Here is a 23644-nt window from a genome sequence, read left to right on the forward strand (position 1 = left end):
AATCAGGTCCGCCGGCTTGCGCGCTGACTGCGATAAGTATCAAGCACCACGGCGATCACGATGACTGCACCGGTGATGATCCGTTTGGTCGGTTCCGTTGCGCCGATCTGCGCGAGCCCGGCCGCCAGGACGGAGATGATCAGAACGCCGAAGAAGGTACTGATCACCGAACCCCGGCCGCCCATCAAACTGGTGCCGCCGATCACCACCGCCGCGATCACCTGCAACTCCAGGCCTGAGCCGGCATTCGGATCCGCCGCTTCCAGCCGGGAAATCTGGAACAGTGCGGCAATACCGGCCAGCAGCCCCATCAGACTGAACACCAGAATCTTGTAGGGCTTCGGATTGATCCCTGCCAGGCGCACCGCTTCTTCATTGGTGCCGATACCGATCAGATAGCGACCGAACACGGTACGGGTCAACACCGCCTGAGCAATGATGATGATCAACAAGGCAATAATGAACGATGGCGAGATGCCAAACGCGATCGGGTTGGACAACCACGCAAAGGAATCACCGATGTACGCAGTGCGCGAACCGGTCATCTGGTAAGCCACGCCGCGAGCCATTTCCAGCACACCCAGGGACACAATGAACGACGGAATGCGCCATGCCACGGTGATCGAACCTGTAATGGTGCCGGCCAGCGCCGCAACAGCCATACCGAGCAACGCCGCAGGCAGCACGCTCCAGCCCCAGCCCAGAATCGCCACGCTGACCGCCGACGCCGCAAGCGCCAACACCGAACCCACCGACAGGTCGATGCCGCCGATGATCAACACGAAGGTCATGCCCACGGCCAGCACCATCAAGTCCGGAATCTGGTTGGCCAAGGTGCTGAACGTGTCGTAGGACAGGAAATGGCTGCTCAGGACCGAGAACAGCGCGATCATTGCCAGCAAGGCACCGGCCAGCCCCAAATAGGTGCCCAGGCCGTAAAAGTTGCCACTACGTTTGCCGACAGGTGCTGCAGTTTTCATGGAAGATCCCTTGGCGCCGCTTCGTTGAGCAACGCATCACGTTTTTGGTAGCCGGCAAACGCGGCGGCAAGCAAGTCATCCTGGGTCCAGGTATCGCGCTCGAAGGTTTCGATCAGACGCCCCGCCGACAGCACGCCGATGCGGTCGCAGATCAGCATCAGTTCGCGCAGGTCACTGGACACCACCACCAGAGCCTTGCCCTGGCGAGTCAGCTCACCGAGCAACGCATAGATGTCGAACTTTGCACCCACATCGATACCGCGAGTTGGCTCGTCGAACAGCAGCACTGAACAATCGCGCTCAAGCCAGCGCCCTATCACGACTTTCTGCTGGTTACCCCCGGACAATTCCGACACCAGCTGCGTCGGGCTGGAACTGCGAATGCGCATGGCATCGATCTGGCGTTGGGCCAGGGACATTTCGTCACCATTGTTGACGATGCCGCCACTGGAAATTACCGGCATATTGCCCAACGCGATGTTGGCGCTGATCGACTGAGTCAGCAGCAAACCTTCGCCTTTGCGGTCTTCGGTAATCAGAGCAATGCCGTGACCGACGGCATCCGCTGGCGAGCGGATACTGACAACCTGCGCCGGTGAACCCAGCGCCACCGTGCCGCTGTCGGCAATGTCCGCGCCGAAAATCAGGCGCAGCAACTCGGTGCGCCCTGCCCCGATCAAACCGGAAATCCCGAATATCTCACCGGCACGGACTTCGAAAGAAACGTCGCGAACCTTGTCGGAACGGGTCAGCCCTTTGACCGTCAATGCGGGGGCGCCAATGTTGCGCGGCCCCATGTCCATGTGCTCGCCCAGTTCCCGGCCAACCATCAAGGTGACCAGTTGCTCGCTGTTGTAGTTGGCCATCGGTTCGATGCAGACCAGGTTGCCGTCACGCAGTACCGCAATGCGCTGGGCAACTTGCGCCAGCTCTTCGAGTCGATGCGAGATATAGATGATAGAGACGCCACGCGCTTGCAGGCGGGTGATCTGCTCGAACAGCATTTCGACTTCGCGGGCCGTCAACATGGCGGTCGGCTCATCGAGGATCAACACGTGGCAGTCGCCGATCAGGTTGCGGGCGATTTCCACCATTTGCTGGTGACCGATGCCAAGTTCGCCTACCAGCGTGTCCGGATCAATGGCGTCCAGGCCGACCTGGGCCATGGCTTCGATCGCCGCTTTGCGCAATTGCTTGCGACTGATCCAGCCGCCGCTGCTGGGCAGGTTATCGAGGAACAGGTTTTCCGCGACCGACAAGGTCGGCAACAGATTGAGTTCTTGCATGACCATGCGGATACCCAGGTCTTCAGCCTGGGTCCGGCTGCCGGGACGATAATCTTGTCCCTGGAACTGCATCTGCCCGGTCGTCGGCGTCACCAGCCCACCGATGATCTTCGACAGCGTGCTTTTCCCGGCGCCGTTTTCACCAGTCAGCGCCAGCACTTCCCCACGCATGAGCGTCAGGTCGATGCCGGTCAGGACCGGTTGGGCGTACGTCTTACCGATGCCGCTGACCGAGAGGACAGCGTTCGGGGCGGAAACTGACATAGAAATCTCCATGCACTCGCCCAGACGGGCGAGCACCGTAGTGTCACCAGAAGGACTACTTGGTCACCAGCTCGACTGGAGTTTCGATCACGCCATTGGGACCGCTGTCGACCTTCTCACCCTTGATGATTTTCAACGCGGTTTCGATACCGAAGACTGCTTGCTTGGCGGCGAATTGGTCCGCAGTGGCCAGGACACGGCCATCCTTGAGCATCGGTTTAATCGCGTTGATGTTGTCATAGCCGACCACTTGCACCTTGCCGGCCTTGCCTGCTGCGCGCACGGCAGACACTGCACCGACGGCCATGCTGTCGTTACCTGCCAGCAGGGCTTTGACTTGCGGATACTCGCTGAGAATCGAGGCGGCGACCTTGTTGCCTTTGTCGATTTCCCAGTCACCGGACTGCAACGAAACGACCTTGATCTGCGCGGCTTCCATCGCGTCCTTGAAACCAGCGGTGCGCGCTTGGGCATTGGTGGTGGTGGACACGCCTTCAATGATGCCGACTTCGTCACCGGCCTTCAGTTGCTTGGCCAGATACTCGCCGACCAGACGCGCGCCTTTGCGGTTATCGGGGCCGACAAAGGGCACGGTGATACTTTTGCTTTTGACGACGGCTGGATCGAGTTGATTGTCGATGTTGATCACGGTAATACCGGCATCGATGGCTTTCTTGATCACCGGGACCATGGCTTTGGAGTCAGCGGGTGCGATGACCAGCGCGTTGACTTTGGCCAGGATCATTTGCTCGACAATGCGCGTTTGTCCGGCAGTGTCGGTCTCGTCCTTGATGCCATTGGAGATCAGATCAAAATCTGCGGAATGATCTTTCTGGTATGCCTTGGCGCCGTCTTCCATGGTCAGGAAGAATTCGTTGGCCAGCGACTTCATGACCAGCGCGACTTTAGGTTTTTCAGGGGTTTCGGCGAAGGCCGATGAGACAGGTAAAGCGGCAGATACGGCAGCCAGCACAGCGACAGCGAGAAGGCGTCCAGCGAATGGCAGCTTCATGGATTTACTCCGATCTTATGATTATTGTGAGCAACGCTTGCGCAGGTTGGTTTAACAACGCTCTTTAAGGCAATCAGCCCGTCTGAAACATGTCGCAAACGTTTGCGTAGACCGAACTATGCGAACCCGGCCGAGATTTGTCAACGACCGAGAATGCCGATTTTTCGTTGTTACCCGAAATAACAAGACCTGACAATCAAGCCGAGGTGCTAACCAAATTGCCGGTAGCAGAGCCTTTGGTTAACTCCGCTGCCAAGGCTGCCGCCACTTCTGAAATTGCCGCGGCGGTACCGGTGATTCGTTGCTGGATCGACACGATGGCAGTGATTTTGGCTTCTGCATTCGCAAACCTCGCCGCTTGCGTCGCCGCCAATTGCTGCTGTTGTTCACGCATTTGTTGTTGCAGCTCTTTCATCCGCTTGAGCAGCATCTGCACGGTAATGCTTTGAGTGCTGGCGGTACTTTCGGTCTTTGAATCGCCCTGCACACCCGCTGCGCCGACAGATTTTTTATCGCCATTTTCCAGCCCTGAGCCTGATGGGAGCTTCTCTGTCGCATCGTCATTCAGGGTATCGACTGTCGTTGCAGTCTTACCGCCAATTTTGATAACAGCCGCATTTGATGGACTGATTGTCAGCGACATCTGAATTCCCTCCCAAAAAAGATCCGTATGGAGGCATCGACCGCTACGCGAGTTTCTTTAAAGGTAATTTGGCAAACATGAGCGAGTGAAATTTCTGACAAGAAAGGGTGCGCAGGACTTTTCGGTGGGCCGAACGGAAAAGCCGCATACGTTCGGAAAGCCGGACGTTTCTTTGCGACCAAGCGGTTGCATAGATCAATAAATTCTTTATATATCATTCAGTTACATCATTAAATTAACTCTGGATATTACTGGTACAGCTCTTGCTCCTTCCCCTACACCTCAAGCGTTCAGATCGACCTGAGGCATATCTAGATGAACCTGCACTCTGCACCGTCTCACCACTAGAGAGAAAAATAATGACATCTGCTTTGAAGACCTTTGTACCGGGCGCCTTGGCCCTTTTGCTCCTCCTGCCGACTGCCCTCCAGGCAAAAGAAGTTGAAACCCAACAGAAGCTCGCTAACGTGGTCATCCTCGCCACCGGCGGCACCATTGCCGGCGCAGGCGCCAGCGCGGCCAACAGTGCGACTTATCAAGCGGCGAAAGTCGGTATCGAACAATTGATCGCCGGCGTTCCGGAGCTGAGTCAATTGGCCAATGTTCGCGGCGAGCAAGTCATGCAAATCGCCTCGGAGAGCATTACCAACGACAACTTGCTGCAACTGGGTCGTCGAGTGGCGGAGCTGGCCGACAGCAAAGACGTTGATGGCATCGTCATCACCCACGGCACCGACACTCTCGAAGAAACCGCTTATTTCCTCAACCTGGTGGAAAAAACCGACAAGCCGATCATCGTGGTCGGCTCCATGCGTCCAGGCACCGCCATGTCCGCTGACGGCATGTTGAACCTGTACAACGCCGTGGCGGTGGCCAGCAGTAAAGAGGCGCGAGGCAAAGGCGTGCTCGTCACCATGAACGACGAAATTCAGTCGGGTCGCGATGTCAGCAAGATGATCAACATCAAGACCGAAGCATTCAAGAGTGCCTGGGGGCCGCTAGGCATGGTGGTTGAAGGCAAATCCTACTGGTTCCGCTTGCCTGCCAAGCGCCACACCATGGACTCGGAATTCGACATCAAAACCATCAAGAGCTTGCCCGACGTCGAAATTGCCTATTCGTATGGCAACGTAAGCGATACCGCCTACAAAGCCCTGGCGCAGTCGGGTGCGAAAGCGATCATTCACGCCGGCACGGGCAATGGCTCGGTGTCCTCGCGAGTGGTCCCTACCCTGCAGGCCCTGCGCAAGGACGGCGTACAAATCATTCGCTCTTCTCACGTCAATGCCGGTGGTTTCGTCCTGCGTAACGCCGAACAGCCAGACGACAAGTACGACTGGGTTGTGGCTCACGACCTGAACCCACAGAAAGCCCGCATCCTGGCCATGGTCGCACTGACCAAGACCAATGACAGCAAAGAGCTGCAGCGGATGTTCTGGGAATACTGATTGACCCTCGCCCGGCCGGTTCCGGCCGGGCACCTCGATACAAATTTCTCCTGTCCTACACCAAACCACGAAAAACGCTGTCAGAAGATTTTCTTGAATTTTAAGCAGTTGCGATAATCCTTACAGTTTAATACTGTATGCACGTACAGCTTAATAAGGATAATTTTGTGGCCACCACTTCCGACTCCCCGGACGCCTATGCACGCATGGGCATGCGCGTTCAAAAAATCATCAATTCCCCCACCGCCCAGAAAGCCAAAGCGGCGCTGATCTTTCGCCTGCCGGACGAACCGGTGGACGAGTGGGAGCAACTGCTCGAAGAAATCGACGAAAACGATAACGTCACCCTCGCCTATCGCGACGATGGTGGTGTGCAGATTTTCTGGGTTGTGCCGAAGGAAGATTGAGTCAATGAGTGTCCGTTTTTTTGCTCTGCTGTTTTTGTTCTGCGCCATGGGCGCCCAGGCTGCCGCCCCTCGAACCTTTGAAGAAGCCAAGAAAGTCGCCTGGAAACTCTATGCCCCGCAATCGACCGAGTTCTATTGCGGCTGCAAGTACACTGGCAACAAGGTCAACCTCGCGGCCTGTGGTTATGTACCCCGTAAAAGTGCCAAACGCGCTTCTCGCATTGAATGGGAGCACATTGTGCCGGCCTGGCAGATCGGCCATCAGCGTCAATGCTGGCAAGAGGGCGGACGCAAGAACTGCACACGCTATGACCCGGTCTATCAGAAGGCCGAGGCTGATCTGCATAACCTTGTTCCCAGCATCGGCGAAGTGAACGGTGATCGCAGCAATTTCAGTTTCGGCTGGCTTCCGGTACAAACCGGTCAATACGGGTCGTGCCTGACCCAGGTCGACTTCAAGGCGAAGAAGGTGATGCCGCGCCCTTCAATACGCGGCATGATTGCCCGGACGTACTTCTATATGAGCAAACAGTACGGTTTGCGCTTGTCCAAACAGGACCGCCAGCTTTACGAAGCCTGGAACAAAACCTATCCAGTGCAGGCCTGGGAGCTTCAGCGCAACCAAACCGTCGCGTGCGTCATGGGCCGTGGCAACGAGTTTGTCGGGCCGGTGGACATGAAAACCTGTGGCTGACGGCTGGCTTGGAACACAAAGGCCTCGAGCATAAACCTCGAGGCCTTTTTTCGTTCTAGCCGCCAACTTTGTTGTAGCGCCAGTAACCAGGAAAGGGCTGAGCGTGGATTGTTGAAGCAGGATCGCGTCGAAAGGCTCGCAAGGGCTCGTGGAGGCCACAGAAGCACTCATTAACCGTGCTTGGAAACACGTCACCTTTCCACTTCCTTAGGACTCAGACTAACGGTGCCGGCATTAAGCCTGTTACTGCGCGACCACATGCTCCACGACCAGCAGTTGGATGTTCTGCTTTTTCGCCCGGGTGAGCGCAGCGGCGACCTCTGCCTGTTTGGCCTCGGCCTCCGCTTTCGAATTGAAAGGTCCCATCAGAATGCGGGTCTTGCCATTTTCCTTGATGACATTGGCAACAAAACTGTGCTCTATCAGCCAGCCACTCAGATCGCTGACTGCCTGGGTAATCTCGCCTCGCACTTCCAGATCCCACTGCTGTGCAGGAGCCGTCACCGGCGCGGTCGACACCGCCGACTGGGGCTTCTGCCCTTCAACGCGCTTGCCTTCCCCGCATCCCGCCAACGCCAGTACCGCGATTACCAAGACCAATTTGCGCACGACGCTTCCCTCTGAAGGCTAAAAGACGAGATTTTAACATTCATGAATAGTTCTTTAGGGCCGCAAAATGGCCATAAAACAACGAGAATGATGGTTGCGGCCTCTGTATAGTTACGCCTTGGGAATTAATGCAGCATCTGCGCGTCAGAAAGAGGCACCCAAACTGTGAAACTTCGCACTAATCTATACGTACCACCGACCTCTGCACTGTTCGAATCAGGTGCCCTACAAAGCAATCAAGGAGAAGACCATGCTGATACTCACCCGCAAAGTCGGTGAAAGCATAAATATTGGCGATGACATTACGATTACCATCCTCGGCGTCAGCGGCCAGCAAGTCAGGATTGGCATCAACGCCCCGAAGGACGTTGCGGTGCACCGCGAAGAGATCTACCAGCGCATTCAGGCTGGTTTGACCGCTCCGGACAAACCGCAAAACTGAGTTCCGCAGCAGTCAGTAGCCAGCCCGTTCGCATTCCGAACCACGGCTGGCTAAGATTCAAGCGCAACGTGACTGCTGTTGCCCCCCGACTAACCCCATCCCACCCCTCGCGCCATGCCCGTGGCCGCTACCACCATCAGCAGCACCAGCATCGCCTCGACATGGCTGATTCGCGCAAACAGCTTTGCACGACGGTCATCGATAGCCCTGCCTCGCGCCAACGCAATTCGCCACTTGATCAGCGTCACCATCGGCGCTACTTCCAATAGCAAAATCACTACGAACAATGTCATTTTCAAATGGAACAGTGGCTGGTGAAGATAGTAGTCAGTGCCCTTTTCATACCCGCCAAACGCTCTTGTCCCACCAGTAACCAGCAGAATGACTGCGCAGATCCCCCAAAGATTATCCGCGATCAATACGCTTTGAGCCTGCCCCACCCCCGCAGACAGGCGCCTGAACGCAGTACCGCGTGACAGCACAGCCCAAAAACCCAATCCAAACACTAACAAATGTATTGCAGCCAGAAACCAGTGGGTCAGCATCTAGATACTCCTATCGGAATGAATTGAGCCGGTCTGTCAGTAGTAGCCCATCAAACGATGTAGCGCACCCGCTCCGGAACTCGCCGCCTGGCAGGTTCAAACTACCTGGCTGACTGCGAAGCCGAAGAAATACATGGCGTTACAGCGACTCGCTGGACTCCAACACGCCAGTGCGACAAGTTCCTGCAGGCAAAATCCAACAGCACTTGTTCCCACCGCACTGAACCGAGTACACAAAATCATGTGTGAGCCATGTGATCCGAAACCTGCTGCAAAACTCAATGAGCGCCGCCACTTTCTGCGCCTTGCCGGATTAGGGGCCGGCGCCCTGCTACTTGCAGGTATATTGCCCAACCGAATCATTCAGGCCGCCGAAATACCTTCGGCACCACCCAAACCGAAAAACGTCATCAACCCGGATGAAGCGCTTAAGCGGTTAATGGAGGGAAATGATCGGTACGTCAGCGGTAACTCAGTGACACACGACTTCAAGGACGAACGCGAAGCGCTGGTTTCCGGCCAGAACCCGTTCGTGGCAGTGCTGAGTTGCTCTGACTCGCGCATTGCACCCGAGTACGCCTTCGACACCGCGCGAGGTGATCTTTTTGCTGTACGCGTCGCTGGCAACTTTGTCACTGACGAAGGCCTGGCCAGTATTGAGTACGGTGTTGCTGTGCTGGAAACCCCGCTCATTCTGGTGCTGGGGCATGAGCGCTGTGGCGCCATCGAGGCGGGCATAAAAGCCGTTAAAGACCAAACGGTGTTCCCAGGGCATATCCCGAAACTGACGCACGCTCTCAAATCCTCGATTGAGACAGTGATCAAACAACCCGGAGATATCGCGGAAAACGCGACCGAGCAGAATGTCAAAGACTCGGTCGAGCGCCTCAAGAAAGCCACCCCCCTGCTGACCGACGCGCTCGCAAGGGGCAAACTGAAGATAGTGGGAGGTATTTATCGCTTGGCAACAGGTAAAGTCGAATTGATCGCTTGAAGCTCATCGATGCAAAAAAACAGATACGAAGCCCCCAACGAAAGGGTTACGCATGCCGACAAAACAGGTGGCAAGTACGGCGGCAGTAACTGCCGCCGAAATTGAGAGAGCTATCCAGGCCTTGAACAAGATGGCTGAGCGCCTTTGGGGAGAGGGTCGAGAAATCGAGGCGAAAGCCCTGTTGGATGCGCTGGACTCTCTAAATCGGGCGCTGGACCGGATCAGGATTGGCGAGAGTCGCAAGATTAAGACGCTTCATTGAAAATGACCACAGGGTCGTTTAAAACCGCGACGCGAACGGACGGACAAACAGTTGCCAGATCTAATACAAGGGCTAGACGGCCCAAGAACAGCCCAACAAGAGCTGTTTTATGACCTTGAAGATGCGACCGCGATCATCGGCTGGTCCGCGACAGAGTTGAGCAGCATGGCAGGCCGAGGCAAATCGCCTGAGGAAGCCATAACACTCAGCAAGATCTCGGCATTATTGAAGGATCAGCAAGCAATCATCAGCCTCTACGCGGATGAGGTGAAGGCAGGAAGGATAGTGCGAAGCAAAGCTGAGTAATTAGACGACGAGGCAACATCGGCAGAGGCTCGACGAAAAATCATCCGCACCGACTGTGCAATGGCTTGAGGGCCTCTCTTCCACTGCTATGCTGATAGTGCCAACTCTCCACACCAGAGACGAACAGCATGGCAGCAGCAGGCATGCGATCCCCTCTTGCTTTTAAGGCTACTGCCTACTCGGCTGGAGGCTTGTTTGTCGCTTGGATTGTCACAAAGCTGCTCGATACTCACTTCGACTTGAGATTGTTTACAGATACCGAGGAATGGCTGTCAGTTGCCTGGGAATGGCTTACGCTGGAAACGCCAGTGCCGAACTGGTTGCTGCTGATGATCGCGCCTTTGATCGTTTTTCTGTCCGTGGCAATTTACTACACCCGCACGACTGAACCTGCGGACGGTGAATTACATGAAATAGAGCGAAGAGTTTACAAAAAGAACAACCCTCAGTTTCCCCAGCTGACAGACAACGAGACGATACTGATGGAAGCGTTGGCTTATCACGCAAACTTCAGGAAAATTGCAAATTTTGACTCGGTTTGCAAACTCGTTTCACTCAGCACGCTGGAAGTTGAATCAGGTCTTAAGCAACTCGAAGTCAAACGCCTTGTGAAGCGGGATGTGACGCGGGGCACGTTTGGCTCCACCATCTTTATGCTTACCTTGGCCGGTAAGGATTATGCGTTAGAGCGACTTGAGCTAACGTAGGTGGGCAAATAGGCTTCATTTGAAAACGCAGGCTCAATTCAACAAGAGAAACACCACGTTTAACTGTCGAAAAACTTCACAAAGATTAGCTCTGGGTCCCCTGGGTCCAGGTTCTCTATCGTGCCGCTGGATTCATATCCAATCCGCACCAACAATTGCTGCATGGCTACATTCGACAGGTTGGTAGAAGTGAAGATTTTTTTAGCAGATGCGCCATGCTCCAAGTGAGTGATGATTTGCGTGGCCACCCCAGAACGTCGGTGAACGCTGGAGACAACTACCAGGGGTATGAACCATTCCCCAAAAAAGCATTTCTCCAGGCGCCCGTAACCAATCGGAACATCAGGTTCGGTTCTTTCACATGCAACCAGGCATTCGCACTGCGCGACTGCCTTTTCGATGTACGACCGGCGGCCACTTTCTTCTGCCGCTAAAGGATCCAGACGAACCAACCATTCGATATCGCTCAAAACCGCCTGTCTGATTTGCAGATTCATGATTGCACCTCCCGGTGAATGAGCCCGAATTTGATTTAATTGCGATGCCTCCCATGTCCCCGCTCAGCGAGGGAGGCTGACGGAAAGCCTGACGGATCGCCTCCAACTCAGACTGCCTGGGCTGTGGTGGGCTTACTGATACTTGAAATGTTAACCCGGACTAGCTAACCAAAGAGATCAGCAAGGCATGACGCGACCATGATGACCGTTCGGCGGCCGACACTCACAAGCTGATATTTCTTCTCATTTACCGATTCCGTTTCGTCATATTTCAGCTCTACAATGCAGCCGCTGACCAGTCTCAGCTTGGAAAACCTCGTCAGGGAAGAGCGCAATGAAATCATCAGCAGTCTTTGCCACGCTTCTGCTCGCCGCCGTTACTTATTCCGCCAATACCCTTTCTGCCGCAGACGATTACTACGCCGCATACTCCATCGACAGAGTGATGGGCGAATCGCCTGTCCGCAATGTAGTGGTGAAAAGAAGCGGTCCAGAATTCACGTCCTATCGCGCCTTTCAGTTCGACTGTGCAAGCCAGGATTTTCGTCAGACTGGATTTTTCAGTTCGCCTGAGGGCGCCTTGGCCGAATTGGCGAGGACAACACGATCTGACAGTTACTACTCTTCGCTGATCGACACCGCCCGCGTAAAAGCGTGCGAACTTGAACCAGGGATGAACGTCAGCGATACCGCTCAGCCACCTAGCGCGTCGTAGGGCTTTTCACACGTCATTCAGCGGGCCCGTTGGTACCAGTTACCATCAATGCGCCCGCCCTTGGGTGGAGAAAGGCGCCGCACTGGCGTCTTGACTGAGGTTTTGCAACAGTTATGCGAATCGCAGACAACAAAAAAGGGCCCACCTTTCGGTGAGCCCTTCTAGACCGCCCAGCAGAGCGGATTTTGTTTGGTAGGCGCGATTGGACTCGAACCAACGACCCCCACCATGTCAAGGTCTGCTTGAGCAAGCTGCAAGCCCCGGTGCTCAAGGGTTTCACAGAACGCCCATTCACATTATGAGGCGTCAACAATGGCAAATTTCCGCTTACTTCCGTCCGGCAACTGGAACGCTCAAGTACGAGTAAAGGGTAAATCTCCACAGTCGAAAACCTTCACTACGAGAGCCGAAGCAGAATCTTGGGCAAACCAGATCGAAGCCGTAACGGTGGATCGCAAGTATCACACTATTTATACGCTGGGCATGACCTACTGCGAGACCATGCTCAAGGACAAAGGCAGTTACAACCACGCACTGAAGATCGTGGAGCATTTAGGCAGGCACTTCACTCAGTCGATTCACGACATCACGCCGCAAATGATCAACGACTTCAAAATTATGCGATTGAAGACTGTGAAGCCGTCCACGTGCAGGACGCAGCTTGCGTTCATGTCCCGATTCTACCGATTCGCAAAACGCGGCCTACTGATCGACATCCATAATCCGGTCAGTGACATCGCCCTGCCCAAGCCTGACAAGTCTTCCGACAAAGTAATCCTTGCCAGCGAACTTCAGCGACTTCTGGCCAAACTGTCTCCAACCATGGCGCTGATTGTCGAACTGGCATACGAAACTGCCATGCGGCGATCTGAAATCCTGAATCTGACAAAAGACTGCCTGCACCTCAAGGATCGAATAGCCGACGTGATCGATGGGAAGAACGGTACGAGGTCCGTCCCGCTGACCCACCGTGCCGTGGAGATACTCCAGCTCGCTCAACTTTGGGCAACTGTAGCAGGACACCCAGACAGTCAGGTGTTCACGGTTACACCACACGCCGTATCGCAGGCAGTGCGATTGGCACGAGTAAAGGCGGGCTTGGACAGCAGCGTACGATTGCACCAACTCAGGCACACCCGGATCACCAATGTGGCGAAGAAGGGATTCAACAACGCCCAAATCATGATCGTGTCAGGCCATCGGGATACGCGATCTGTGGCGCGCTACTCGCATCTCAATGTGAAAGACGTTTTACACCTTATTGACTGACCCATCACTCTGAGTCCGTCAGCCAACTCTGCGTCGGTTGGCGGCATATGCGTCGCAAACGCTATGCGTTCGCATTCATAGAACTTCTTCAGTCCAAGCCTACTGCGGCATCCCGAGTCGGTCAGGATCACCGGAGCAGATCGCCTGCTCCCTGAACTGGAACCCGTGCGGGGAAAGCTGGGCCACGCACCATCGAATTCGTTCGGTCGATACAAGACAACGCAGGGCATCACCGACCCGACGGAAGACTTTCTATAGCTTCCGGCACACGCTCATCGACAACCTGCGGGATGCTGGTGTCCAAGACTCGCTCATCAAGTGGATAGCAGGAAACGAGAACGATGTTGTGACGTTCAATATTTATGGTAGCCGCAGCCCATTGAAGGCGATGGCACAGGCTCTTAACCACGTTGACATGGAATTTTCTCACTGATTTCACCACGACACCAACGTAGCCATGCAAAATCAGGTAAATGTGAGCCAGAGTATTAGAAGAATTTTACGGTAACACCGAGGTAAGTGTTTTAGTGGAGTTTTACAGCAGTACCGAGTTATGTTTTAGCAGAACACGACGAGCCCGAGCCAAGTATCGCTGGGTAGTCCGGCTACACCAATCTAAGTTTAAGGAGAGTTTTACGGTAACACCGAGTTAAGTGTTAACAAGGTTTTGTGGCAACAGCGAGCTAAGTATTAGACGAATTTTATCGCAGTCGCGAGTTATGCGGTTGACGCCAAAACAATAATGGATATTATGGCGACACCAACTGAGCAAGGAAACAGAGCCAGCTAACAAAGTAGGTAACCAATCGGCAGACTCTCGACGAGAGAAAAGAAGCAAGCAAGCTTCTCTATTAGGCTTGCGAAAGAAAGCAACCGAACACTGCCAATCTACTTGCAAACTGAAAGGGAAGCGAAATGCCGACTTGATGAATACCGCGAACCCCACTAACTCGAATAGTACTCTTGACAGAGGAGCACACGCTTAACTGGTCCCGACGACAAATGAATTTGCCGTTTACAACTTGCCGAACCAACCATTAGCCAACCATGATAGATTTTTTAATGAAATAGAAACCAAGCATACCCGCCGCATACGTAGATATACATAACCTCCGCGAAATACGCGCACTCTGATACCCCAAATTAACAACGCTCAACAACAGAGCGACGGGGATCTATTGATTAAAAACCGAATACAAATAAAAGAGAATTAATGAATAATATTGCGAGCTACAACCACGCAGCGTCCCAAGGCAAAAACAAAACTACTCGAATCAAAGGATTGGGACTCTTTGTACAGCCGGAGGTAATCCCGCTGCTTCCTCAGCAAACCAGTGTTGTGCTAGAGGGCGAAGTAATGAACCTATCAAAGGCTTTAAATGATCTTCCAACGCTATGGCGCCTACTCTTGATTTATACACAGCAAGTACTAGAGCTGGACGATAAAGTTACCGAAGACGCCCCAAAGATAGAGTTCTATGACGACATGGCTGATACAGAGGAGCTTTTTAATACAGGTGTCGTTGCCAAGACGTTAGGGACCGGGAAGACAAAGTTCCTAAACTACCTTCGTAAGCATAAGATCCTGATGGGTAGCGGAAATAAGCGTAACTTACCATACCAGCAGCATCTGGATGCAGGACGACTTGAGGCTGCATGGGTCAATTGCTTAGACCGCAAGACCGGCAAGCGGAAAATCGCTCCAGTTTCTCTATTCACAGGGAAAGGGATTATCTGGATCCAGCAATTCATTAAGCAGAACGGACGACAAGGTTTGTAATCGGTTTTGCTATGACTTTACCAATGCGGTAAACACCACTGCATCATGATTGCCACTTGGTGAGCCGGGTCAAAATGGGAAAGTGCGGAGCCGGGGACGACGTTATGCACCGGTCATGGCTTACCGCTCTTTGAAGGTGGCTGGTGACAATACACTGGCCATCCACCATGCATTCCGCCATATAACATTATATTACTTGTTCAAGCCAATAGGCCGCTGAGCAGATGCGTTTTCTTGCGTCTGCGATAAGGGACACGCGTTCCCACCGACAATAGCCGGAACACACCGAGGGCTTGCCCATGCACTAATAACATCACAACGAGTAACACGAATATGAAATCGCACTCCCGCAACACCTGCACTACTAGAACATATACTCAGTCCGAAGTTAAAGAGTTGGACGCGCGCATCGCCGCCAATGCTAATAAATGGCTGGAAGTTAACGTACCGAAGATCAAGCCCAAGATCCCTCGAATGCCGAAAAACATTTGTGGGCGACAAGCCAAGATGATCCGAAACCCATTCTATGGATATATAGGGAGCTTCACCTACTGGGGGCGTTATCCGGTATTCGCACTCGACATCATAGAGGGCATTGGTAGATTAGATTGGCATGACCGACCTGTCGGGGCAGGAGGCAAGTCAATGCCTCTTTCTATACGTAACCTAGCGGTAATCCTGGAACAGCTGCCGTTCGTAACGAACGACGCCGTCGAGGAATTGATGCAAATGGGTGAACGACATTCGAGGCGTTATGTAAAAGCAATTGAACTAATTATCCCTAGGATGATGGAGTGTCGCCCCAGGTTACTGCAATACGACATGGAAGGCGTCGAGCTTGAGCAACCGATATCCGAGTGGCACGACCAAGAGGAACTGTGCCAACCAACACGTGAAGAATTGACCAAGCTTCATCACGACTTAAGGACGCTTACCCAGTACAAGACCGCCGAAGAATATGACTCGGACTCGGAGTACGACACACTCACGCCGAACATTATCCACTTTCCTACCCGCCAGCAGCATCCAAAGAAGGGCCAAGTGCTGAAAATGCTAATGGATGGAATGAAGATCAAACCCATCGAGAGAGAAACCGGAGTGTGTCCGAAGACCATCAGGAAGTGGCGCGACGAAGTGTTCGCTGCACAAGGCGAGTTCCAAACTGCTTGACCCCCCCAGCGTGAGGAGGGGGGAGTGATTCGGCCGCATGTATCATAGGCAAGTGCCAACTTCCGCCAAACGGCGGAATAGGGCACAATCGCCAAAGCGTAGCTTTGAGATTAACTACTTCTATATATATATAACATGTGCCTGAGGCACGGATTACAACTCTATATAACCAAGGGGAGAGATGGGGTGAAGACCCCTCCCCGCTCTTGATCTTGATCTTGATCTTGATCTTGATCTTGCCGTTAACTGTGCAGAGTACTGCAAAGATGATTAATTCGTGACGGAACGTCACAATATATCTGCACGGTTAAAATCAAAAGCTTGGGGGCTTTCTCCTCTGCCCCCACTACTACATATTTGCCGAGAGGCAAAATGATAATTACAAAGGCGGACACTTCGTAACGAACCGTCACTATAATATATACCATAATAGCTACTGCGTCAGGGGGGGCTTGGGCCACTGCCCCCACCTCATATTTACCAGAAGAAAACCTTACCAGTTCCAACATCCACCGTGCCAAGGATTATAAGATGACAACCAAAATATTACAGAATGGAACATACTATTCTTACAGGCGACATCACTAGTAGCAGCCAAGTAAAAACACTCAGAAACATCAGGAAAATGCAACTAATAACCAGTGAATGTATTGACAATATGCACTTTCCATGATACTATTTACATGTAAATCGAGATACACCCTCTCCCTCCGTAACACTACAAAACACACCCGCCTGCTACGACATAGTTCGGACCATTCCTTTCCAACTATGCCGTATAACTTCGTTCCCGATTCCGAAGCAGAATGATCGGCTTAGTTGTACATGGATAGGCTTGGAGTTCGCGAGATTTCAAAAGCCTTCGATGTCCCGCCTTGGCCAGAGGTGCAACGAACTGGCAACTAATTATCATATTTGTCCTGCAATGGGGAAATACCGTACTTGCCCATAACAAGTACGACACTTAGCAGTACCCACCGCCCGCAACCTCAACTTCGAGGAACGGGTTCTTTTTGTCTTGAACAAAGACCAACATACATTCAAAGGTATATATATGGCAGCACAACGACCACTCCGCTTGCGAACTTGCGTATCTTGCGGACGCAACTTTTACAGCCGTTCGACCCTCAGCCGCTATTGCTGCGTCGCTCACCAAGTTCGTGAATGGCGAGCTCGCAACCGATTCACCTCGGAGGAACTGGAACAACAGTTCATCAATCAAGAGCTCGAGAACACCAATTACCCAGAACAAGGTGTCGCCTGATGAACGACACAGTGTGGTTAGAGATAGACAAAGCCAACCAAGCAGTTCTTTCGTATTTCCTGGAACGACCAACTGCACCGTCTGACAAGGTTGAGTATGTCCAAGTAACCAAGGACGAACTGCTTTACCTGTCGATTCTCGAAGACGCCGTTTTCCCCCCTGGCATGGTGGCTACTTTGAAAGACTTGGAGGCCCATCGGGCACGGGTAATAGCGGCAAAGAAGGCCGGAACAACAGCAAACAAGCCCGCTTCTAACGCTCTACAGTCGCACCAGAAGCCCAACAGCCACTCTAGCAATAACAACCCACAAACAAACAACAAGAACGCCAAGGCGAGCCTCATAGCGGCTATGCGGAAGCACCGTTCACGTAAGTAGCCCAAGGAAACACAATATGAGTACTACCCTGCAATACAACTACGGCACTAATGTTGTCGAGTTCATCAAACACGATGATGAAGCTTTAAAGAACTTCATCGCTCAACGAGAAGTTGATTACTTTCGCCGCAGCGAATCTTTACTCCACCCACAGGCTGGGGTTCACGTAAGCTGGTCTAGTGACCAACCAATGGCTGTAGCCCTCAACCAATTAACCGAATTGTTGCTCAAAGGATATAAGGTAGTAACAGCTTACTCCAAGCCTCTTGACTTCAACGTTCAACTTCGGAAGCCGAATTCTATTATTGATTCCGACCTAATTAACATTAGCAAACAAGCCAAGGCTGATTATGCCAAAGAGCGTTATGCCCGGAACGTGGAAGAAACGAAGCGTCAGGTGGCTATTACTGTAGCCCGTGAAGTGCGTGTAGCTGAGGCGGCAGCAGCCCAAGCAGCAGCGGATCAGTTGGCAACAATTCAGAATGCTGCACTAGCTGACTTGCTACAGGCGTACGCAAAACCAGTCAAGCCAAAGGTTAAGAAAGAAGCCGGGGTCGAAGGATGAAACAGGACAACCACACTAGAATGCTTGGTATCTCGTTCACGGACAATGAGTTTCATCTTCTCAATGGCCACGCTCGCAAACAGAAGATGCCGCTACGCGAATTCGTAGAATACATGGTTCGCTGCTATATCAACTCGATGCAACAACAAAAACGGAACGCGGCGAAGTAATCGCCTCGGGGGCGGCGTGGGTGATCCAGCCCCGGCAAACACACCCGAGGCTTCACCACCAACGGCAATGATAGTGGACGTTACGGGACTGTAGTGAACTTGTTATGCAAGAGGACGACGTTAAGTAGCCCTCCCAGATGGGCTAGGGGTAGCCCACCCCCTCGCGCGTTAACGTCCAGATATGGGTATTAATGTGCAGAGATGGCCTTCCGATAGTTCAGTGACAGTCCCGACTCAGACAGTCGTCACACGACGGGAAAGCAATTCCCTCATTAACGAATCGAAGTCCGAGTTGACGAACGCTGAGTGAACAACGCAATCGAGGACACGGCGTCGCATCGCCTCTTCATCAACTGAATGTACCCAGCCATTCCTGATGAGGCTTGAGATCGCATGGTCAGCACGCTCACTTTTGACCGTAAGAAAATCAGGCAACAGACCCGTATTAATCGTCACAGCACGGTTACGGTCCATTCGCACGAGCAGTAGCAGCATCACTGCCACTTTGTCCTCGTCCAGCGCTGAATAAGCCGCCATAGCCTCAAACGCGTATCTTGGAGCATGCACAGCCTGGTCCTGGGGTAATTTTTGATCAGTCATCAGTCGCTTCTCTACTATGGGCCGGATTGATTAACATTTGCTCGTCAGGCTTTTCCGCTCTGGCCAGTTCAGCGTTCACAAAGCACCCCCGTGGGCCACCGGGTTCGGTGCTCGTATTTACCGAGCGGATCCAACCGACATCAGTGAGATCGGCGATAGCCTTTTGCTCACATGATGACTCTAGGCTGGCCCTCAGGTTGACCAGCAATTTCAACAACGCTATAGAGAATGGTGCCACGTAAAGCTGCATATTCACAGTATATTGTGAAGACCTTCAACCCTGCTCCACCGACAGTCCACCCTTCAATCAGGGGGATATGGTTTGGACGCAGGCTTGGCATTCGGTAGAGTTCTTCGCGAGAGACGCAAGCAAGCAGGCTTGACACAGGAGCAGTTGGCCTTGGAGGCAGATGTGCAACGGAACTACGTTAGCCTTATCGAACGAGGCGTCAACCAGCCGACTATCAACGTCATTTTCAAGTTGGCCGCTGCATTGAAGTGCCAGCCATCGGCGTTGATTGCGGATGTCGAGCCTCTGGTGAGCCAAGACTGATCAATGACTTCGCCAGCAGTAGCAACATATCTAATGAGGAACGGTTGATTATCTAACAGCATTGGCCGGCCCAAGCGTGGATGATTCCAACTTGTAGCACGTCAAAACCCCTGTTTCCGGGCGTATTGTCATAGCAGGACTAAGCCAAGCCCTCTCGGCAGGCGGTTTACGAAGTAGCAGCAGATTTCCTTACACCAACCTGAGTAAAGCAATAGGAAGTGCCAGAATTGCATCACCGTGGGGTCGGCTTTGAGGTATCGCGGTACAACGCCCCAGAGCCATTTCAGAGAGCCGATTGACCACGGAAGCACTAGATCGACCCACACTACATCCAGCGGCATGCACGCAATCGCAGACGCCCATGGCGACACCGCCAACAGTTATGACGCGACGACAATCTCACGACCAAGACAACGGCAACACGGCACAACCGGTTTCTTGCTTCCACAAGTGCAGTTACACGGACGCCTTCGCCCTAATTAACACAATACTATTGTGTAAATAAGCCAACCCTTTAAAACACTGGACTATGTCCGAAGTGCTGTGCTCTAATTAACACATCAACGCGGAATACCATGGAGTGTTAATTAGAGATGAACATCGTAGAAGCGGTGAAAACAGAAGGCGAAGCCGAGACCATCTCCCGCAAGCTAACCAAGAACGCCAGGGGCAATACCCTTTACGCTGATATCTGGCGGTTCGGTGTTAACACCGCCCTTCGTATAAGCGACCTGCTCAGCCTTACCTTCGTGGATGTGCAAGGCGATAAGCTGGTGATCAAGGAAGGAAAGACCGGCAAAACCCGCGTTATTGACCTGAACAGTTCTGTTAAGACCATTGTAGGGCGCCGCAGGGCTGCTCATCCCACGCACACGTTTCTGTTCGAGGTAGACAGTAACCGTGCCAAAGGTAAGCCTGTAAGCCGCGTAGCTGTGGCCAATGCCTTCAAAGCCGTAGGTGACGAAATGAGTTTGCAACTTGGGACCCACTCGATGCGAAAGACTAGGGGCTGGCTGATGTACAACGGCGGGGTGTCCATCGAGAAAATCTGCAAGGTACTGAACCACTCAAGCCCCGCCGTCACGATGGCCTACATCGGCATCACACAGGCAGAAGTCAACGCCACTTACCATGAGTTCGTGTTTTAGGCTCTGTAAGCCCCAGTAGTGTGATCTCAGCCGCCCACGGCGACTTTTTCATGCCGACAATATTTTGAATTCGTGGTCGCTGACGGCGACATGACACAAAAATGCCGTTAAGGACCGACCCTGCCAGTGCGCAATTTCCGTCGCTTTCACAGATGCCACCTCGATATTCCGCAATCGATTCCTGAAGGATCCTCAGCTTCGGGCAAAGGCCGCTTTTGAAAATTTGGGTATCAGCTGATGTCAAAGAGAGGCTTATGACCGACAGGGATCTGCCACTTTTTGTAGCTCGCATAGTAGCTATAGGCTACTATTGAATCGTTTATATAATCAGTCATCAGCAAGATACGAAACTAAACGCATCTGACTGGAGGCTTTAACGTAATACACACCAAGTTTTTATAGGCGAGGGAACAATGTCAAACGATGGACTGAATGTAGTAATCTCAGGAGATAGCTCCGAAACCCAATATGTCCAGGTGCCTATAAAGAAAAAAGATTTTGGTGACTTCATCACCAATTTATTAGGGCAGCCAGAAAACATTAGTGGCGTATCGGTAGGTACATTTGAAGCATCTCACGAGTGGCTAGTTCATTTACACCACTTAATTGATCAGCGAATAAAGCAGCAATCCTCAAGCGCCCTCGTTGATTTTTCTGCAAAACTTAAATACGACAAGGGGCCGGACCGAAAAATAACAACCATTGAAGGTTTCCTTCATTTCAACGAGGCAAAGATTGTATCAACAAAGAGCTTAGCCATTACTTGGACTTACCTTGTAAGTTTCCCTAATAAACCCACGCCCGAGAAACAGGAAATATCACTACAGCTTATTACGGAAAAAACCGCAACCGTAAGCTCAGATATCCCGTTCGTCGCTCGAACTATATCAACATCCCATGGCGTCGCTAGATTTTCCGTCTCCCACACCGAGCGAACCTGGGGGGATGATATCGCCTCCTTACTAGATCGCGAAATTGACACTATTTTTGAAACAGAAACTTGGCTTTCAAGAATCGTTGGATACTCGACGTTTATTGTAGCTCTAAGCATGCTTGCAATAGGTATTTTTATACCCGACTACATTGAACAACTAATAAGAGAAAAAGAAAGAGCTGAAATATTTCTCAGCGTTATACCTACAGGCGCTACACTTGAGTCCTTGGCGATTAACGAAAAATTAAATCTTGTAATAAAATTACTAGACCCAAACAATCAACTTTATCGCGGTCAAGCATGGTACAAAGCTGCTTCTTTTCTTGCTGGAATAGGGCTTGCAATCACTACACTGATTATATTCACAAGAGAAAACCCTTCGTTCATCCTGATGACCAAGAAAGATAAAGAAGTCGCATCAAAACTAAAGACAACCAACAACAAACACCTTATCAAACAGCTCATTTCATATGCGTTAGCAGTATCCGCGGGGGTTGTGGGCAATTATGCGTATTACTACATGAATTTGTAGGCTGATAACAAGCGCATCTCGCCGTGAACTGACAATCATCGAAGTCGATCTGGCTCAACAGTCGCGTTGCAGCTAAAGGCTTGGCTGGCTACCACCAACGCAGAATCGTTTGGTGAGCTTCGCCACAGGCTGCAACCAGCGAACTGTTGCAAGTCGCCAACGTCGCTTCGGCCACTCACTTACTGTGATGATTGCGAAGTGTGCTGGTCAAGCTCGATTGTCGATTGTCGATTGTCGATTGTCGATTGCAAATGAGCAGCCAAATCAGTGCAATTACCAGATGTCAGCGGATTGGGAAAAGTGATGCCCCGCCAACGGCAAGGTGAGCTAGGCTTCCCGTAACAACACTCAAGGACGATAGTCATGCCAGATAATTCAGAAGCCAACATCGCCACGGCGGATGCACTGACATTGCTCCTGCACAACCAGCACGCCTTAGCTGCTGCCATTGAAGAGGTGACGAAGTGGCTAGCTGAGAATGGGGTGGGAAGTGTCGCCCTTAACGCAATGGCGGCAATGGAGGCTCTGGACAACAACGCAGAAGGCATCACAGATGCAATTATGCGGTTACGCCTTTCATAGGCAACATCGATTACTTCTTGCAGGGAAATGCCCCCATATAGGCAATCACGGTCAGCATAGATGCAGGCAGGTGCAGCTGGTCCGGGTGTTCTTGCAAGTACTTAACAACGATCCTCGCCTTTTGGATGTTTGTAGTTCCATCCGTTGGATAGCAGGTTTTCATGTTGGGGGTCAGCGAGTCGTTCAATACGAGTATTGACCCCTCAACACCCTCGACCATTCCGGTACATTGGCCCACATCGAAAGGGGAAATGTTCTTGTCACCGTCAGAATATTTGATTGTTGTTTGGCAGGAACTCAGCAGGCCATTTCCGTCTAGCGCCGAGACGCTGCCGCTTGCTAGAGCCCCAACCAGTGCAGCTGCCCCGATCCATGCCTTCATGTTGATTCCCTTGGTGTGTGGATGCCTCGATCTTGCTGAGAGCAATGGTGTGGCGCAAGCGAACTGCCTTTTGTTAATGCAATGGTAGCCATCCGTTGTTTTGGTACGTAGCCCACACCTTCGTCACTAGATAGCACAGCAACCCAGCACCAAGCAGATAATTGCGTGCCTTGTACCAGCGGGCGGCAACAGGGTCAGCCTTGAGCTTAGCAACTAAGAACGCTCTGGCTTGGGGCTCACGGTGGTCAAGTGCAAATGCGTTCATCCGGAGAGCTTTGATTGTCGCTTCAATTCGTTTGAAGCCACAGACTACACTCGAGGCGAACACTAGCAGCGTGCCAAGTAGGAATGTTTCCGTGTTGACGCCAAGCTGGGCGTAGGGATTGGTTTGAGCTAGGTAGGCGCAGATTGCAAGAGTAACGCCAAGGATGAAGTAGTCCAGCTTGCTCGCCGCTTCATTGTGCATTGTGATGAGTTGCTGCACTGAGCCTTGTTGTCCTGACATCT

The 23644-nt window shown here is 52.3% G+C and carries 28 protein-coding genes and 1 pseudogene; 19 read left to right on the forward strand and 10 right to left on the reverse strand.

The features are described from left to right. Nucleotides 1-2: 2 nt before the first annotated feature. The 4 genes from AC3ZVB_RS05285 to AC3ZVB_RS05300 all read right to left on the reverse strand — a co-directional run bounded on the left by AC3ZVB_RS05285 (nucleotide 3) and on the right by AC3ZVB_RS05300 (nucleotide 4185). Nucleotides 3-980, reverse strand: a complete 978-nt coding sequence (locus AC3ZVB_RS05285; RefSeq protein ID WP_162437725.1) for an ABC transporter permease — start codon at nucleotides 978-980, stop codon at nucleotides 3-5. Next, nucleotides 977-2530 carry a sugar ABC transporter ATP-binding protein gene (locus AC3ZVB_RS05290; RefSeq protein ID WP_490145955.1) on the reverse strand — a complete coding sequence of 518 codons (1554 nt, stop codon included), beginning with the start codon at nucleotides 2528-2530 and terminating at the stop codon, nucleotides 977-979. Before AC3ZVB_RS05290 ends, AC3ZVB_RS05285 begins: the two co-directional genes overlap by 4 nt. 55 nt (nucleotides 2531-2585) lie before the next feature. Then, nucleotides 2586-3542, reverse strand: coding sequence for a sugar ABC transporter substrate-binding protein (locus AC3ZVB_RS05295; RefSeq protein ID WP_490145956.1), 957 nt, complete (start codon nucleotides 3540-3542; stop codon nucleotides 2586-2588). Nucleotides 3543-3738: 196 nt separating this feature from the next. Continuing rightward, on the reverse strand, nucleotides 3739-4185 hold the full coding sequence (locus AC3ZVB_RS05300; RefSeq protein ID WP_490145957.1) for a hypothetical protein: 447 nt from the start codon (nucleotides 4183-4185) through the stop codon (nucleotides 3739-3741). 359 nt (nucleotides 4186-4544) lie between these two features. Between AC3ZVB_RS05300 and AC3ZVB_RS05305 the strand changes: the two genes are divergently transcribed. From AC3ZVB_RS05305 to AC3ZVB_RS05315, 3 genes are all read left to right on the forward strand, one after another. Next, the gene (locus AC3ZVB_RS05305; RefSeq protein ID WP_490145958.1) at nucleotides 4545-5633 is read left to right on the forward strand and encodes an asparaginase; all 1089 of its coding nucleotides are present in this window, start codon (nucleotides 4545-4547) and stop codon (nucleotides 5631-5633) included. A 137-nt stretch (nucleotides 5634-5770) separates the two neighbouring features. Next, complete coding sequence (locus AC3ZVB_RS05310; RefSeq protein WP_162437730.1) at nucleotides 5771-6040, forward strand: DUF1654 domain-containing protein; 270 nt, start codon at nucleotides 5771-5773, stop codon at nucleotides 6038-6040. Nucleotides 6041-6044: 4 nt separating this feature from the next. Further along, complete coding sequence (locus AC3ZVB_RS05315) at nucleotides 6045-6734, forward strand: endonuclease (protein ID WP_490145959.1); 690 nt, start codon at nucleotides 6045-6047, stop codon at nucleotides 6732-6734. A gap of 243 nt (nucleotides 6735-6977) precedes the next feature. Here the strand turns inward: AC3ZVB_RS05315 and AC3ZVB_RS05320 are convergent, their stop codons facing one another. Next, nucleotides 6978-7343 carry an SPOR domain-containing protein gene (locus AC3ZVB_RS05320; RefSeq protein ID WP_490145960.1) on the reverse strand — a complete coding sequence of 122 codons (366 nt, stop codon included), beginning with the start codon at nucleotides 7341-7343 and terminating at the stop codon, nucleotides 6978-6980. 250 nt (nucleotides 7344-7593) lie between these two features. Between AC3ZVB_RS05320 and csrA the strand changes: the two genes are divergently transcribed. Further along, complete coding sequence (gene csrA / locus AC3ZVB_RS05325; protein WP_045057924.1) at nucleotides 7594-7785, forward strand: carbon storage regulator CsrA; 192 nt, start codon at nucleotides 7594-7596, stop codon at nucleotides 7783-7785. 89 nt (nucleotides 7786-7874) lie between these two features. On the opposite strand, the gene AC3ZVB_RS05330 is transcribed toward csrA, so the two are convergent. Next, nucleotides 7875-8330 carry a DUF2214 family protein gene (locus AC3ZVB_RS05330; RefSeq protein ID WP_490145961.1) on the reverse strand — a complete coding sequence of 152 codons (456 nt, stop codon included), beginning with the start codon at nucleotides 8328-8330 and terminating at the stop codon, nucleotides 7875-7877. Nucleotides 8331-8571: 241 nt separating this feature from the next. On the opposite strand from AC3ZVB_RS05330, the gene AC3ZVB_RS05335 reads away from it, so the two are divergent. From AC3ZVB_RS05335 to AC3ZVB_RS05350, 4 genes are all read left to right on the forward strand, one after another. After that, nucleotides 8572-9324 (forward strand): carbonic anhydrase, encoded by a 753-nt coding sequence (locus AC3ZVB_RS05335; RefSeq protein ID WP_490146093.1) that lies wholly within the window; start codon nucleotides 8572-8574, stop codon nucleotides 9322-9324. Between the two features lie 52 nt (nucleotides 9325-9376). Further along, a complete protein-coding gene (locus AC3ZVB_RS05340; RefSeq protein ID WP_490145962.1) occupies nucleotides 9377-9586 on the forward strand; it encodes a hypothetical protein in 210 nt (69 codons plus the stop codon). 51 nt (nucleotides 9587-9637) lie between these two features. Further along, complete coding sequence (locus tag AC3ZVB_RS05345; protein ID WP_490145963.1) at nucleotides 9638-9892, forward strand: hypothetical protein; 255 nt, start codon at nucleotides 9638-9640, stop codon at nucleotides 9890-9892. Between the two features lie 128 nt (nucleotides 9893-10020). Next, nucleotides 10021-10599: a hypothetical protein gene (locus AC3ZVB_RS05350; protein WP_490145964.1), complete on the forward strand. Its 579-nt coding sequence runs from the start codon at nucleotides 10021-10023 to the stop codon at nucleotides 10597-10599. A 59-nt stretch (nucleotides 10600-10658) separates the two neighbouring features. On the opposite strand, the gene AC3ZVB_RS05355 is transcribed toward AC3ZVB_RS05350, so the two are convergent. After that, entirely contained in the window at nucleotides 10659-11096 is a 438-nt protein-coding gene (locus AC3ZVB_RS05355; RefSeq protein WP_490145965.1) for a GNAT family N-acetyltransferase, read from the reverse strand. A 334-nt stretch (nucleotides 11097-11430) separates the two neighbouring features. Here AC3ZVB_RS05355 and AC3ZVB_RS05360 point away from each other — a divergent pair, with 334 nt between their 5' ends. From AC3ZVB_RS05360 to AC3ZVB_RS05390, 7 genes and pseudogenes are all read left to right on the forward strand, one after another. Next, complete coding sequence (locus AC3ZVB_RS05360; protein WP_490145966.1) at nucleotides 11431-11811, forward strand: hypothetical protein; 381 nt, start codon at nucleotides 11431-11433, stop codon at nucleotides 11809-11811. A 312-nt stretch (nucleotides 11812-12123) separates the two neighbouring features. After that, nucleotides 12124-13080 carry a tyrosine-type recombinase/integrase gene (locus tag AC3ZVB_RS05365; protein ID WP_490145967.1) on the forward strand — a complete coding sequence of 319 codons (957 nt, stop codon included), beginning with the start codon at nucleotides 12124-12126 and terminating at the stop codon, nucleotides 13078-13080. A gap of 99 nt (nucleotides 13081-13179) precedes the next feature. Further along, nucleotides 13180-13513: pseudogene (locus tag AC3ZVB_RS05370) on the forward strand (site-specific integrase); the annotation flags it as partial. Nucleotides 13514-14293: 780 nt separating this feature from the next. After that, the gene (locus tag AC3ZVB_RS05375; RefSeq protein WP_490145968.1) at nucleotides 14294-14860 is read left to right on the forward strand and encodes a phage antirepressor KilAC domain-containing protein; all 567 of its coding nucleotides are present in this window, start codon (nucleotides 14294-14296) and stop codon (nucleotides 14858-14860) included. Nucleotides 14861-15193: 333 nt separating this feature from the next. After that, nucleotides 15194-16030, forward strand: coding sequence for a helix-turn-helix domain-containing protein (locus AC3ZVB_RS05380; protein WP_490145969.1), 837 nt, complete (start codon nucleotides 15194-15196; stop codon nucleotides 16028-16030). Nucleotides 16031-17293: 1263 nt separating this feature from the next. Next, nucleotides 17294-17671: a hypothetical protein gene (locus tag AC3ZVB_RS05385; protein WP_490145970.1), complete on the forward strand. Its 378-nt coding sequence runs from the start codon at nucleotides 17294-17296 to the stop codon at nucleotides 17669-17671. Between the two features lie 16 nt (nucleotides 17672-17687). Next, a complete protein-coding gene (locus tag AC3ZVB_RS05390; RefSeq protein ID WP_490145971.1) occupies nucleotides 17688-18236 on the forward strand; it encodes a hypothetical protein in 549 nt (182 codons plus the stop codon). A 404-nt stretch (nucleotides 18237-18640) separates the two neighbouring features. Here the strand turns inward: AC3ZVB_RS05390 and AC3ZVB_RS05395 are convergent, their stop codons facing one another. Then, nucleotides 18641-19006, reverse strand: coding sequence for a hypothetical protein (locus tag AC3ZVB_RS05395; protein WP_490145972.1), 366 nt, complete (start codon nucleotides 19004-19006; stop codon nucleotides 18641-18643). 334 nt (nucleotides 19007-19340) lie between these two features. Here AC3ZVB_RS05395 and AC3ZVB_RS05400 point away from each other — a divergent pair, with 334 nt between their 5' ends. The 4 genes from AC3ZVB_RS05400 (at nucleotide 19341) to AC3ZVB_RS05415 (ending at nucleotide 22755) form a co-directional block, all read left to right on the forward strand. Then, nucleotides 19341-19559, forward strand: coding sequence for a helix-turn-helix domain-containing protein (locus tag AC3ZVB_RS05400; RefSeq protein ID WP_490146094.1), 219 nt, complete (start codon nucleotides 19341-19343; stop codon nucleotides 19557-19559). A gap of 593 nt (nucleotides 19560-20152) precedes the next feature. Then, nucleotides 20153-20707 carry a tyrosine-type recombinase/integrase gene (locus AC3ZVB_RS05405; RefSeq protein ID WP_490145973.1) on the forward strand — a complete coding sequence of 185 codons (555 nt, stop codon included), beginning with the start codon at nucleotides 20153-20155 and terminating at the stop codon, nucleotides 20705-20707. Between the two features lie 413 nt (nucleotides 20708-21120). Continuing rightward, entirely contained in the window at nucleotides 21121-22173 is a 1053-nt protein-coding gene (locus AC3ZVB_RS05410) for a hypothetical protein (RefSeq protein WP_490145974.1), read from the forward strand. Between the two features lie 363 nt (nucleotides 22174-22536). Beyond that, nucleotides 22537-22755, forward strand: coding sequence for a hypothetical protein (locus AC3ZVB_RS05415; RefSeq protein ID WP_490145975.1), 219 nt, complete (start codon nucleotides 22537-22539; stop codon nucleotides 22753-22755). Between the two features lie 10 nt (nucleotides 22756-22765). On the opposite strand, the gene AC3ZVB_RS05420 is transcribed toward AC3ZVB_RS05415, so the two are convergent. Then, nucleotides 22766-23137, reverse strand: coding sequence for a Rap1a/Tai family immunity protein (locus AC3ZVB_RS05420; RefSeq protein WP_490145976.1), 372 nt, complete (start codon nucleotides 23135-23137; stop codon nucleotides 22766-22768). Between the two features lie 73 nt (nucleotides 23138-23210). Further along, nucleotides 23211-23642: a hypothetical protein gene (locus tag AC3ZVB_RS05425; protein ID WP_490145977.1), complete on the reverse strand. Its 432-nt coding sequence runs from the start codon at nucleotides 23640-23642 to the stop codon at nucleotides 23211-23213. Nucleotides 23643-23644: the final 2 nt, after the last annotated feature.

Source organism: Pseudomonas sp. MDV22-iso1 (assembly GCF_058145095.1).